The sequence below is a fragment of the Streptomyces sp. NPDC058685 genome, assembly GCF_042714725.1.
Classification (GTDB): Bacteria; Actinomycetota; Actinomycetes; order Streptomycetales; family Streptomycetaceae; genus Streptomyces.
Map to the genome: position 1 here is coordinate 47,950 of NZ_JBHXSL010000016.1, position 12,879 is coordinate 60,828.

The 12,879-nt window shown below is 68.9% G+C and carries 10 protein-coding genes, 1 tRNA gene and 1 pseudogene; 2 read left to right on the top strand and 10 right to left on the bottom strand.

Annotated features, from left to right (window positions below; genetic code table 11):
- Positions 1 to 246: 246 nt before the first annotated feature.
- From rho to ACFWU3_RS16180, 7 genes are all read right to left on the bottom strand, one after another.
- On the bottom strand, positions 247 to 2,313 hold the full coding sequence (gene rho / locus ACFWU3_RS16150; RefSeq protein ID WP_384437016.1) for a transcription termination factor Rho: 2,067 nt from the start codon (positions 2,311 to 2,313) through the stop codon (positions 247 to 249).
- 392 nt (positions 2,314 to 2,705) lie between these two features.
- Positions 2,706 to 3,623: a homoserine kinase gene (gene thrB / locus ACFWU3_RS16155; RefSeq protein WP_384437019.1), complete on the bottom strand. Its 918-nt coding sequence runs from the start codon at positions 3,621 to 3,623 to the stop codon at positions 2,706 to 2,708.
- 378 nt (positions 3,624 to 4,001) lie between these two features.
- On the bottom strand, positions 4,002 to 5,120 hold the full coding sequence (gene thrC, locus ACFWU3_RS16160; RefSeq protein ID WP_327680168.1) for a threonine synthase: 1,119 nt from the start codon (positions 5,118 to 5,120) through the stop codon (positions 4,002 to 4,004).
- Positions 5,121 to 5,127: 7 nt separating this feature from the next.
- Positions 5,128 to 6,426, bottom strand: coding sequence for a homoserine dehydrogenase (locus ACFWU3_RS16165; RefSeq protein WP_384437205.1), 1,299 nt, complete (start codon positions 6,424 to 6,426; stop codon positions 5,128 to 5,130).
- Between the two features lie 100 nt (positions 6,427 to 6,526).
- Positions 6,527 to 7,918 (bottom strand): diaminopimelate decarboxylase, encoded by a 1,392-nt coding sequence (gene lysA, locus ACFWU3_RS16170; RefSeq protein ID WP_384437022.1) that lies wholly within the window; start codon positions 7,916 to 7,918, stop codon positions 6,527 to 6,529.
- A 7-nt stretch (positions 7,919 to 7,925) separates the two neighbouring features.
- Positions 7,926 to 8,912: an ArgS-related anticodon-binding protein NrtL gene (nrtL, locus tag ACFWU3_RS16175; protein ID WP_384437025.1), complete on the bottom strand. Its 987-nt coding sequence runs from the start codon at positions 8,910 to 8,912 to the stop codon at positions 7,926 to 7,928.
- Between the two features lie 55 nt (positions 8,913 to 8,967).
- Positions 8,968 to 9,402 carry a response regulator gene (locus ACFWU3_RS16180; protein WP_313944085.1) on the bottom strand — a complete coding sequence of 145 codons (435 nt, stop codon included), beginning with the start codon at positions 9,400 to 9,402 and terminating at the stop codon, positions 8,968 to 8,970.
- 338 nt (positions 9,403 to 9,740) lie between these two features.
- On the opposite strand from ACFWU3_RS16180, the gene ACFWU3_RS16185 reads away from it, so the two are divergent.
- Positions 9,741 to 9,812 (top strand) — tRNA-Arg (locus tag ACFWU3_RS16185).
- A 167-nt stretch (positions 9,813 to 9,979) separates the two neighbouring features.
- Positions 9,980 to 10,144: a hypothetical protein gene (locus tag ACFWU3_RS16190; RefSeq protein ID WP_384437028.1), complete on the top strand. Its 165-nt coding sequence runs from the start codon at positions 9,980 to 9,982 to the stop codon at positions 10,142 to 10,144.
- A 713-nt stretch (positions 10,145 to 10,857) separates the two neighbouring features.
- On the opposite strand, the gene ACFWU3_RS16195 is transcribed toward ACFWU3_RS16190, so the two are convergent.
- The 3 genes and pseudogenes from ACFWU3_RS16195 to ACFWU3_RS16205 form a co-directional block, all read right to left on the bottom strand.
- Positions 10,858 to 11,472, bottom strand: a complete 615-nt coding sequence (locus tag ACFWU3_RS16195) for a hypothetical protein (RefSeq protein WP_384437030.1) — start codon at positions 11,470 to 11,472, stop codon at positions 10,858 to 10,860.
- A gap of 394 nt (positions 11,473 to 11,866) precedes the next feature.
- The gene (locus tag ACFWU3_RS16200) at positions 11,867 to 12,130 is read right to left on the bottom strand and encodes a bifunctional DNA primase/polymerase (protein WP_384437208.1); all 264 of its coding nucleotides are present in this window, start codon (positions 12,128 to 12,130) and stop codon (positions 11,867 to 11,869) included.
- Between the two features lie 131 nt (positions 12,131 to 12,261).
- Positions 12,262 to 12,497, bottom strand: a pseudogene (locus tag ACFWU3_RS16205) (replication initiator); the annotation flags it as partial.
- Positions 12,498 to 12,879 lie beyond the last annotated feature (382 nt).

A 12,879-nucleotide genomic window follows, 5' to 3' on the forward strand; every position in this document is an offset into this window, starting at 1 on the left:
GGAAGCGCGAAACCCCACCGGGAAACCGAATCGGTGGGGCGTGAAGCACGTCTGGGCAGCCTGGTCCGAGGCCCCCCGGCCTCTCCTGGCGCTGCGCGATTCCCCCCTGGAATCCCCCACCACGAAAGCCCGATCATATGTGCGGGCACGAGTGATTGACCAGCGCCGGAGGGGACTTGGGGGAAAACGAGACCACCCCGTCACCTGTGGGGCGACGGGGTGGTCCTGTGTCGTACGGGAACGGCGTCAGTCGTTGCCGTTGCCGACCGACGGGGTCGTCTTCTGGATCTGGAGCAGGAACTCGGCGTTCGACTTCGTCTGCTTCATCTTGTCCAGCAGCAGCTCGATCGCCTGCTGCTGGTCGAGCGCGTGCAGCACCCTGCGCAGCTTCCAGACGACGGCGAGCTCGTCGCTGCCGAGCAGGATCTCTTCCTTGCGGGTGCTGGACGCGTCGACGTCCACCGCGGGGAAGATGCGCTTGTCGGAGAGCTTGCGGTCGAGCTTGAGCTCCATGTTGCCGGTGCCCTTGAACTCCTCGAAGATCACCTCGTCCATCCGCGAGCCGGTCTCGACCAGCGCGGTGGCCAGGATGGTCAGCGAACCGCCGTCCTCGATGTTGCGCGCCGCACCGAAGAAGCGCTTCGGCGGGTACAGCGCGGTCGAGTCGACACCACCGGACAGGATGCGTCCGGAGGCCGGAGCCGCGAGGTTGTACGCACGGCCCAGACGGGTGATGGAGTCCAGCAGGACGACCACGTCGTGACCCAGCTCGACGAGACGCTTCGCGCGCTCGATGGCCAGCTCGGCGACCGTGGTGTGGTCCTCGGCCGGGCGGTCGAAGGTCGAGGAGATGACCTCGCCCTTCACCGACCGCTGCATGTCGGTGACCTCTTCCGGACGCTCGTCGACGAGGACGACCATCAGGTGGCACTCGGGGCTGTTGACCGTGATCGCGTTGGCGATCGCCTGGAGGATCATGGTCTTGCCGGTCTTCGGCGGGGCCACGATCAGGCCTCGCTGGCCCTTGCCGATCGGCGCGACGAGGTCGATGATCCGGGTCGTCAGGATGCCCGGGTCGGTCTCGAGGCGCAGCCGGTCCTGCGGGTACAGCGGGGTCAGCTTCTGGAACTCCGGGCGCCCGCGGCCGGATTCGGCCGCCATGCCGTTCGCCGAGTCCAGGCGCACGAGCGCGTTGAACTTCTCGCGGCGCTCGCCCTCCTTGGGCTGCCGGACGGCGCCGGTGACGTGGTCACCCTTGCGCAGGCCGTTCTTGCGGACCTGGGCGAGGGAGACGTACACGTCGTTCGGGCCCGGCAGGTAGCCGGAGGTCCGGATGAACGCGTAGTTGTCGAGGATGTCCAGGATGCCCGCGACGGGGATCAGGACGTCGTCCTCGGAGACCTGCGGCTCGTTGCCGAAGTCCTCGCGGCCACCACGGCGCCCACGGCGGTCGCGGTAACGGCCCCGGCGACCGCGACGGCCGCCCGCCTCGTCGTCGTAGCCGTCGTCCTGCTGCTGGCCGCCCTGGCGCTGCTGCTGGCCGCCGCCCTGCTGCTGGCGCTGGCCGCCCTGCTGCTGGTCGTCGCCCTTGCCGCGGCGGTCGCGCTGACGGTCACGGCGGTCACCGCGGTCGCCACGCTCACCGCGCTGACCGCGCTCCTGGCGGTCGCGGCGGCCGTCGCCGTCCTGCTGCGAGGACGCGCCGACGGCGGTCTCGGCCTTGGCGTCCGGCTGTGCGTCCGTCTTGACGTCGACGGCCGTGTCGCCCTTGCTCTCGGCCCGGGCGTCGGCCTGGGTCTCCGGGCTGCCCGCCTGAGCGGTGGCACGGCGACGGCGGCGCTCTCCGGCCGGCTGGTCGTCTCCCCCGGAGCCCGCGGCCTGGGCGGTGCCCCCGGCCGGCTGTCCGGGGATGTCGATCTGCTGCTGGGCGGTGGCCTTCTCGGCCTTGCTCTCGGCAGCGGCGGCGGAGTCGCCGGTACGCGCCTTGGAGGTGGCACGGCGCTTCGGCTTGGTCTCGGCCTCACCGGCGCCGGCGTCGGCGCTCTTCGGCGCGGACGCCTTGGCCGGGGCCCCACTGCCGGACTGCGCCTCCTTGATGACCTCGATCAGCTGGCTCTTGCGCATACGCGCGGTGCCCCTGATGCCGAGGCCGGACGCGACCTGCTGCAGCTCGGCCAGGACCATGCCCTCGAGGCCGGTGCCGGAGCGGCGGCGCCGTGAGGTGGTGCCGGAGGAGGCAGCACCTCCGGCGGGCGCGGAGGTGTCGACGTTGTTGTCGGCAGTCACGCCCATCAGATCGGTGGTGTCGCTCACGAAGGGTCCTTCCCTGGAGCGGACGTCGGCCTTCTGGCTCGGCGACCGGTTGTGCTGTCCGGCGGCGGCCTGTGACGTTGGGTGTCGCAGAACGTTGCCGGGGCGGTGGTCCCGCCGGTGATGACGGCGGAGAGAAATACGTGCAAAGTCCGGCCCGAGGTCCCCCTGCTCGGCCCACTCCTGGAGAAGCGAGGGGTGTCGTGCCGGTTCCGGAGCGTGCTCGAAACTGCTCAGGCAGGCTGCTCAGGCAGTTGGGGAGGCTCCCGGAAGAATGGCGGTCCCTAAGGGGGACACGAAGCTCCGAGCCACAAAGGCATCGGTTGCAGACTTGAGGTTAACACTACCGGCTCCAACAAACATTCCCCCTCTCCATCACCCGCAATCTCGTGTCACTACGAGCTGAGCGGCAGGACGCTCGCGCCCGCGGCGTCGAAGGTGAGCCGGTTGGCCGCCCACCCCTCGCCCGCCAGTCGTGCGACCTTGTCGGCCGCACTGTCCTCGGCCAGCGCGAGCACCGTGGGGCCCGCACCGGAGATGACTGCGGGGACGCCGTCGGCACGCAGTCGGTTGACAAGGTCGATGCTCTGCGGCATCGCCGGGGCCCGGTACTCCTGGTGGAGACGGTCCTCCGTGGCCGGCAGCAGCAGCTCGGGACGCCTGGTCAGCGCCTCGACGAGGAGGGCCGCACGACCGGCGTTGGCGCTTGCGTCCACATGGGGGACGCTGCGCGGCAGAAGGCCGCGCGCGGTCTCCGTGAGCACCGCCTTGCCGGGGACGAAGACCACCGGAACGACGGAATCGGCCGGCTCCATCCTGATGGCGCGTGCCGCTCCCCCGTCGGTCCAGGCGAGTGTGAAACCGCCGAGGAGACAGGCGGCGACGTTGTCGGGGTGCCCCTCGATCTCCGTGGCGAGCTCCAGCAGCGCCGCGTCGTCGAGCTTGGCGTCGCCGCCTATCGTCACCGCGCGGGCGGCGACGATGCCGGCGCAGATGGCGGCCGACGACGAGCCCAGCCCGCGGCCGTGCGGGATCCGGTTGGCACAGACGACCTCGAGGCCGCGCGGCTGCCCGCCGAGCAGGTCGAAGGTCGTCCGCAGGGCACGGACGAGCAGATGGCTCTCGTCGCGGGGCAGCGTGGAGGCACCCTCACCCGCGATGTCGATGTGCAGACCGGCATCGGCGACCCGCACCACGACATCGTCGTACAGCGCCAGGGACAACCCGAAGGCGTCGAAGCCCGGGCCGAGGTTGGCGCTGGTGGCGGGAACGCGCACCCGGACGGCGGCGGCGCGGAACGCTGGACCGGCCATCGCTCGATGACTCTCCTTGGTTCTGAGCTGTGGGATTCGAGAGGTGAGGACCCGTGGGCCGTAACGGCAGCAACACCGCGGCATATGCGGCGGGGCGGGTTCGGTACAGCTTATCGAAGGAAGGTTCTGTGGCGACATAGGGCGCACGGGAGGCGCACGATGCGTGTCGCAAGCCTCCTGTGCCCCTACGTACGCCGTTGCCCGGCTTGCCTGCCTTGTCCATCGGGCGGGAACGCAGTAGGACGCACTCCCGGGACCACAACAGGACGGCCGGCCTTTTTCGGGGAGCCCCTCGGACCCTCGAACATCGGGCCCTTGGACCCTCGAACATCGGGCCTCGGACCATCGAACATCGGGCGAGGGGCTCCGTGCCGCCCCTCAGGCGAGACCGAGGCGCTCCGCCGCGGCCACCGCGTCCACCGGGACGGTGACGGGCTGCGGCGCGCCGGCGACGGCCCAGTCCGGGTCCTTCAGACCGTTGCCGGTGACCGTACAGACGATCCGCTGGCCCGGGTCGACCTTGCCCTGCTCGGCCGCCTTCAGCAGACCGGCGACCGAAGCGGCCGACGCGGGCTCCACGAAGACACCCTCCTGGGAGGCCAACAGCCGGTAGGCGCGCAGGATTTCACGGTCCGTCACCTCGTCGATGAAGCCGCCCGACTCGTCCCGTGCGTCGAGCGCGAACTGCCACGACGCCGGGTTGCCGATCCGGATCGCGGTGGCGATCGTCGACGGGTCCTTGACGATCTCGCCCCGGACGATGGGCGCGGAACCGGAGGCCTGGAAGCCCCACATCCGCGGCCTGCGCGTGGAGAGGGCGGGCAGCGCGGGGCGGTCCGCCCCGCCGGCCAGAGTGCTCGCGGGCGACGGCTGGGAGTACTCCTTGTACCCCTTCCAGTACGCCGTGATGTTGCCGGCGTTGCCCACGGGCAGCACATGGATGTCGGGGGCGTCGCCGAGCGCGTCGACGATCTCGAACGCGGCCGTCTTCTGCCCCTCGATGCGGTACGGATTGACCGAATTGACCAGCGCCACCGGGTAGTTCTCGGAGAGCCGGCGGGCCAGGTTGAGGCAGTCGTCGAAGTTTCCGTCGACCTGGAGGATCTGCGAACCGTAGACGAGCGCCTGGCCCATCTTGCCGAGCGCGATCTTGCCCTGCGGGACGAGCACGGCGCAGACCATGCCGGCCCGTACGGCGTAGGCGGCGGCGGACGCCGAGGTGTTGCCGGTGGACGCGCAGATGACGGCCTGCGCACCCTCCTCCTTGGCGCGGGTGATGGCCATGGTCATGCCGCGGTCCTTGAAGGACCCGGTGGGGTTGGCGCCCTCGACCTTGAGATGCACCTCGCAGCCCGTGCGCTCGGACAGAACGCGCGCCGGGACGAGCGGCGTGCCACCCTCACGGAGCGTGACGACGGGCGTCGTGTCCGTCACCGGAAGACGGTCCCGGTACTCCTCGATGATGCCGCGCCACTGGTGGGTGCCGTTGGTCGTCATGGGTCCCTTACTCCCCTTCAACACGCATGATGCTGGCGACACCGCGCACGGTGTCGAGCTTGCGCAGCGCTTCGACGGTCCCGGAGAGGGCTGCGTCGGGCGCGCGGTGGGTGACGACGACGAGCGATGCCTCGCCGTCTGCTTCCGGCCGGCCCTGCTGGCGGACCGTGTCGATCGACACGCCGTGCTCGGCGAAGACCGTCGCGACCTGGGCGAGTACGCCAGGCTTGTCGGCCACGTCGAGGCTGATGTGGTACCGCGTCACGACATCGCCCATGGGGCTCACGGGCAGTTGCGTGTACGCGGATTCGCCCGGCCCGGTGGCCTCGGCGAGCTTGTTGCGGCAGACGGCGACGAGATCGCCGAGCACGGCGGACGCGGTGGGAGCGCCGCCCGCGCCGGGGCCGTAGAACATCAGCTGCCCGGCCGCCTCCGCCTCGACGAAGACGGCGTTGTACGCCTCGCGGACGGACGCCAGCGGGTGGCTGAGCGGGATCATCGCCGGATGGACGCGGGCGGTCACGGAGTTGCCGTCGGCCGCCCGCTCGCAGATGGCGAGGAGTTTGACGGTGCAGCCCATGCGCTGGGCAGAGACGATGTCGGCGGCGGTGACCTCGGTGAGGCCCTCGCGGTAGACGTCGTCGAGCCGTACACGGGTGTGGAAGGCGATCCCGGCGAGGATGGCGGCCTTGGCGGCGGCGTCGAAGCCCTCGACGTCGGCGGTGGGGTCCGCCTCCGCGTACCCGAGGGCGGTGGCCTCGTCGAGCGCCTCGGAGTAACCGGCGCCCGAGCCGTCCATCTTGTCGAGGATGAAGTTGGTCGTGCCGTTGACGATGCCGAGGACGCGGTTGACCTTGTCACCGGCGAGCGACTCGCGCAGCGGCCGGATCAGCGGGATCGCACCGGCGACGGCGGCCTCGAAGTAGAGGTCGCGGCCGTGCTGCTCGGCCGCCGCGTAGAGCGTGGCGCCGTCCTCGGCGAGCAGCGCCTTGTTGGCGGAGACGACCGAGGCGCCGTGCTCGAAGGCGGTGGTGATGAGCGTGCGGGCCGGCTCGATGCCGCCGATGACCTCGATGACGACGTCGATGTCGCCGCGTTTGACGAGGGCGGTGGCATCCGTGGTGACGAGGTTCTCGGAGATCCCCTCACGCACCTTGCCGGGCCGTCGCACGGCGACGCCGGCCAGTTCCACCGGGGCGCCGATGCGGGCGGCGAGGTCGTCGGCGTGCGTCGTCATGATGCGCGCCACCTCTGAGCCGACCACTCCACAGCCCAGCAGCGCCACCTTCAGCGGACGCGTACGCATCATCCGACCTCGCTTCTCATCACTTCTACGGTGTGGACCAGTCTCACGCACCGGACGGAAGTTTCTATCCCCCGTCCGGCATACGAGACATCTATCTCAGCTATCCGACGTCGAGACGCAGGAGATCTTCCTCCGTCTCCCGTCGCACGATCACCCGTGCCTCGCCGTCCGCGACGGCGACGACGGGCGGACGGAGTGCGTGGTTGTAGTTGCTGGCCATCGAGCGGCAGTACGCGCCGGTCGCGGGCACGGCGATGAGGTCGCCGGGCGCCAGGTCGGCGGGCAGGAACGCGTCCTTCACGACGATGTCACCGCTCTCGCAGTGCTTGCCGACGACACGGGAGAGCATCGGCTCGGCGTCGGACCTGCGGGAGACCAGCGCGACGCTGTACTCGGCGTCGTAGAGCGCGGTGCGGATGTTGTCGGACATGCCGCCGTCGACACTGACGTACGTCCGCAGGCCCTCCAGCGGCTTGATGGTGCCGACCTCGTACAGCGTGAAGGCGGTGGGGCCGACGATGGCGCGCCCCGGCTCGACGGAGATACGCGGCGTACGCAGCCGGGCCGCCTCACACTCACGGGTGACGATCTCGTTGAGCGCCTTGGCGATGTCGTGCGGCTCACGGGGGTCGTCGTCCGGCGTGTACGCGATGCCGAGACCGCCGCCGAGGTCGATCTCGGGCAGCTCGACGCCGTGTTCGTCACGGATCTGCTTGAGCAGTCCGACGACCCGGTGGGCCGCCACCTCGAAGCCCGAGGTGTCGAAGATCTGCGAGCCGATGTGCGAGTGGATGCCGATGACCTCCAGCCCGTCGAGCTGGAGCGCCCGGCGCACGGCCTCGGCCGCCTGACCGCCGGCGAGCGGGATGCCGAACTTCTGGTCCTCATGGGCCGTCGCGATGAACTCGTGCGTGTGCGCCTCCACGCCGACCGTGACCCGGATCTGCACGCGCTGGCGCTTGCCGAGACTCTGGGCGACGTGCGCGACGCGCACGATCTCCTGGAACGAGTCGAGCACGATCCGCCCGACACCGACGCGCACGGCCCGCTCGATCTCCTCCGGGGACTTGTTGTTCCCGTGGAAGGCGATGCGGTCGGCGGGCATCCCGGCGTCGAGCGCGGTGGTGAGCTCGCCGCCGGAGCAGACGTCGAGGTTGAGGCCCTCCTCGTGGAGCCACTTCACCACGGCCCGCGAGAGGAACGCCTTCCCGGCGTAGAAGACGTCCGCGTCCTTGCCGAACGCGTCGGCCCAGGCACGGCAGCGGGCGCGGAAGTCGGCCTCGTCGAGAAAGTACGCGGGGGTGCCGAACTCCTCGGCCAGCCGCGTCACTTCGATCCCGCCGACGGTGGCGACACCGTCGTCGTTACGGGTGACGGTCTTCGCCCAGACCTTCTCGTCGAGACCGTTGAGGTCGGCGGGAGGGGCGCTGTAGTGGCCCTCGGGGTAGACATCGGCGTGACGGGGCCCGGCGGGGTGTGCGGAACGGCTCATTCTTCTCTCACAGGTAGTCAGGGGCGCTGATGCCGAGCAGGGACAGGCCACCGGCGAGCACCGTCCCGGCGGCTTCGGCGAGCGCGAGGCGGGAACGGTGGGCGGCCGAGGGTTTCTCGTCACCGAGGGGCAGCACGGTGTGCTGGAAGGAGAGGAGGGCGTCGGCGGTCGCTTCCAGATGCCGGACGAGCCGGTCGGGCGCGCGAAGGCGGGCGGCGGAGGCGAGGACGGCGGGGTGATCGCCGATGGCGCCGGTCAGCGCGGGGGCGTCGACGGTGTGCGCGCCGATGGGGTGTTCGGCGGTGGGCTGCTCCGTGGTGATGCCGAGCCGGCCGGCGTTACGGCTGAGGGCACGGCTGCGGGCGTGGGCGTAGCGGACCGTGAAGAGCGGGTTGGACTCGTGCTGCACCAGCAGATGGGGACCGGTGCGGGGCCGGTCGTGCGCGGCGGCGGAGAGAAGGGCCCACCGGGTGGCGTCGGCGGCGGGGTCCTGGGTCTGGTCGGGGGCGGGTACGACATGGAGACGCTCGACTTCCCCGTCCTCGGTCCCGGCGCCCTGGGAGCGGAGCAGCCGGCCGAGCGCGTCGGCCCACACCCGGGCCCGCAGCTCCTCGCCCGCCTCGAACCGCAGGGCGACCCCGGCGAGCTGCCCGCTGTGCCCGTACGCCGCGCCCTGCTGCCGCACCCTGTCCACCAGCTCCTGCTGCGCAGAGCTGTGCAGGGTGATGTTGAGGAAGCCGGGTCCGGTGATCTCGATGGAGGCGATCCCGGGCTCACCGGCGATCCGGTCCCGCAGGGCCTCGGCGACGGCGCGGGGCGGCTGATGGGCGGGCCCGGCGAGCCGCAGGGCGACATTGGTGGCGTAGTCGCCGCACCCTCCTGGCCTGGGACGTTCGACGCTGACACTCTCCGGCACCGGCGCGTCCAGCGCACCGTCCGCCACCGCGCGGCGCACGGCGTGCAGCACGGTACGAGAGAGATCGGCGGGCGTCACGGGACAAGCGTATGGGAGGAAGGGGGGCGCTTCGCGAACCGGTTTCGCGATGCGGTCAGCCGCGCGTGCTTCCCGCTCGCCCGGCCCCATGCCGGCCGTCTACGGACGGCGGGCCCTCCCGGTGCATCAACTGCCGTACGAGACGGACGAGCTCGGCGGGTTCGAAGGGCTTGGCGAGAAAGGCGTCCACACCGGCGGCAATGCCGCTCTCCACCTCGTACTGCGTACAGGCGCTGATGATGGCGACGGGCAGATGGCTGGTCCGCGGATCGGCCCGCAGGAGGGCGGCGGTGCGCAGTCCGTCCAGACGAGGCATGACCACATCAAGAGTGACGACATCGGGCCGCACCTGCTGCACGACTTCCAGACACTCGGCACCATCGGCCGCGGTCACGACCTCGAAGCCCTCCAGCTCGAGGTTGACCCTGATCAACTGCCGGATGACCCGATTGTCGTCGACAACGAGCACACGGCCGGACGCCCCTGACACAACTCGAGAGTAGGTCGCGGGGCGGCACCGCGTCCGGCTTTTGCGGACTTCCACCCTGTGGGGGGACGGGGGGTGGGGGTGGAGGGGGTGGTGGGGTGGGGGTGGCTCGGGGGCGGGGTGAGGGGCTGGGGGTGGTTCGGGGGGTGGGGGTGGTGGCCGGCGGGTGGCGAGGTGGCCTGCGATGTGCGGCGGGGGCGGCTGAACGGGATGCGGTGCGGCTCGGGGTGGCGGCGCCCGAGGGTCGGCTCGCGGGCAGGTCGGAGCCCCTGAATACCCGTTCACGGGGACCCTCTGTGAGCTGGTAGGGTTCTACCCGTCACCGCGCAAGCGGGATGAACGCCCCCGTAGCTCAGGGGATAGAGCAACGGCCTCCGGAGCCGTGTGCGCAGGTTCGAATCCTGCCGGGGGCACTCGCCAGTCAGCCAGCAATTATCACGCTCTGACCTGCGCGGATGCCGATACGAGAGAGCGGGAGTCAGCCTCACTGTCTCCCGCTCTCTCTTGCTATCTCTCACTGTTCGCGACACATGCCCGACACGCTCGGCGCACCGGGCCAGTCCCTACGCGAGGTCGTCGAGTGAAGATCACAGCCAGCGAGTTCCACGCGACAGCACTCCCCCAGCCGTCGCGCTTCGCACCGCCGTACGCCGACCGCTCCGCCAACCCATTGGGCTACGCCTACTGGTGGCAGCTCATCAGGCTGGTCTTGACCTGCCTGATCCACGCAAATTTCCGCCACTGACCGGTTTCTCTGCCGAAGAAATAACGGCGATTCGTCGCTACATAACTTGTTGCGAAGAGTTGGCAGAATCGTCAGTTCTCAGCCACGCCATCAGGGTGAACGTGAGCTGGAATCGGGCAGACGACGGAAGCCATCAAGAGATGATAACCGCCGATTCCCCCCCGAAGCCATCAAAGGGACGACAGTCCTCTTCCGGCAGTTGTTCAGCAACGAGGAACGCGCCAGCTACAACACGGTGCGGAAGTCGATCGGCCGACGCGTGCATGATTGCAAGGACGCGGAGAGCGACCGTCGCGCCGAGATGCAGAAGCGTTGGAACGGCGCACATGGCCAGCTACGGGCATACCTGTTGACATTCCTGGCTGACTGTAAGGTGTCCGACGCGAACGCCTGGAAGGCGGAATTCCCGTACGCGGATGTGAAGCCCGAGTCACTGATCAAACTGTTCCAATACGGGGACCTCATCCACTGGGGCGATGGCGCCGAAGAGCTGAGTAGACTTTCAAGTTACGAATTCAGCGTGCCTGGAATACGATGCACTATCTACCACCCTAACGCAGCTAAGCCATTTCTACCTTGGCTACTCTCTGCTTGCCAGGAGTGCAATCGGAAGCTAGGGGCATTTACAAGTGGCGCTTCTTGGCCTGGTGACGACTGACGCGGGTTCGCTATACCGCAGGTTTGGGGCATCCCGCTAGCGACGGACCGGGCACTTAAGCCTCGCTGATCCGTCTACGCAGCTCCCTACCTGTCGTGTGGTGCATGATGAGGCCCATGATGAGCACGAGAAGTACGGTGGACACATTGACGTAGGTCCAAAATGGTGAGACGTCAGCCCCAGCCACTCGAAGTGCACCACCCACGGCACCTACCAATGTCAGCACACCGGCTCCGACAGCATCAGTCACTAGCCTGCTCCGGTAGTACTTCATGCCAGCGGTCAAGGCCACGTCATAGGCAGCTACCTTCACGAGGCGCCTGGCTCGCAAGATGCCGATGGTGGCGAACGCGCCAACCGCGGCCATGGCGAAGAACCATGCCCTGACCATGCCGTCAGGAGTGGCGAACTGGGCAACGCTTCTCGTCAGAGCACCGAAGAGCATAAACTGCGCCAAGCCGATCGCTAGAGGCACAGCCAAGTCCCAGACGCTGGGGATGCCCGCTGGCAGCGCAAACACCCCGGTGACCGTTCCCGCGTACACTACTAACATCGCGAGTAGCGCGCCCACCCAGAGTATCCACGGCAGTAGGCCACTTTCTGCTTTCCCTCCCGCGGAGGTCGCAATATTGGCCGCCGCGAACCCGGCTGCGCCTAGCGTGACACTCACCAATGTTCCATGTAATTGCATGTAGTGGTTCGTCAGGTGGACGTGGAGGCGATCCTCTAAATGCGCGCGGGTCAGTGGAGTTATTGTCACGCCGTACCCTTCGCTCGACGATCCGGCTACGTCCAGAGTAGGGCTGCGGGCTGTTCGGTCACAGACCTGTGCACGATATTCTGCATCTATTGATCACCTAGCACCCCGGCTGAGCCGAGTTGTTCGACAGGCTTCACTAAGCACTGTCAAGGGTGCAGGCTTCAGTTCTTACATGGATTTCTAGTACCCAGGGCGATGAGGGCGGTCCGGTAGACCCCCGAACCGCCCACTTCACTGTTATGCCCCGTCGCCGTCTTCCTCCAGTGACTTTGCAATCTTCATGTTGGCGGCTTCCTCATAGCCGTCAATTTTCCTCGCCGGTCCGTAGAGCTACCGTGACGGGTGCCTGTGGAGGCAGGGGGGCGGGGCGCAGGAGTTCGGGGAGGTATACGGGGAGAGGCGCGACGGGGGAGCGGCGCTCGGTCTCGTACGGGTGACGGTCTACGGTGCTGCCCGGCGCGACGACGTAGCCACCCTGCGCGCGTGTGTCGATCTTCCAGCTGAGGCCGTTGCCCTTGTCACCGCTGGTGTTCCGCAGCCGCTCACCCTCGTGCGCGGTGAAGTACAGGTGGGTGCCGCTCCAGGTCCGGACGGTGAACGTGTCGTCGGGAAACGGCTAGCCATGGCGCTCGCAGAGAACAGCGAGGACATCGGAGCCGTCGGCGACACCGGATTGAGGGCCCATGCGGCCGGCGGGGTGTCGTCTGGGCTCTTGGCGGCTTGGAGGCGGCGCCATTCGGATCGGGCCTGGCGGAGCGCGCCGAGGGTGGTGGAGTATCGGCTGGTTGTGGTGGAGAAGTGGCCGCGGAAGCCGAGCATGTGGGCCAGGCATGTAGCCGGAGCTCTTCCAGGTCTTTGCGGGCGCCGAAGGTTCAGGCGGTGCGGAGGAACCGGCGGGCGTGCTCGGGGATGGACTTGCGGCCGAGTTCGGCGAGGTCGGGGGTGGCCCAGGCCGGGGGGTGGGGTGTCGCCTCCGTCGGGGCCGGTGCCCTTCTGTGTCGTTCGGCGGTTGTGGACCGGGCCGAAGCTGGGGTGGCGAAGACGCGGGTGTGGGTGGCGACGCGTTGGGGGTGCCTTTGCCGCCGCGGAGTCCTGCGGTGATGAGTTGGTCGGTACCGCGGCTGAACAGGAGTCCATGATCAGACAGGAAGTTCCGCAGGAAGTCACCGCAGCCTAGGAGCGGTTGGCGCCCAGGGCTTCACGAGCCGACTCGTTCCCAGCACTGCTCGGAGCGAGTGAGTGAAACCTTCTCTACGGCTTCAAGGCTCGCTCCGCTCGCGTCGGCCCATCTGCCGGCGGACGTCAACCACCCACGCG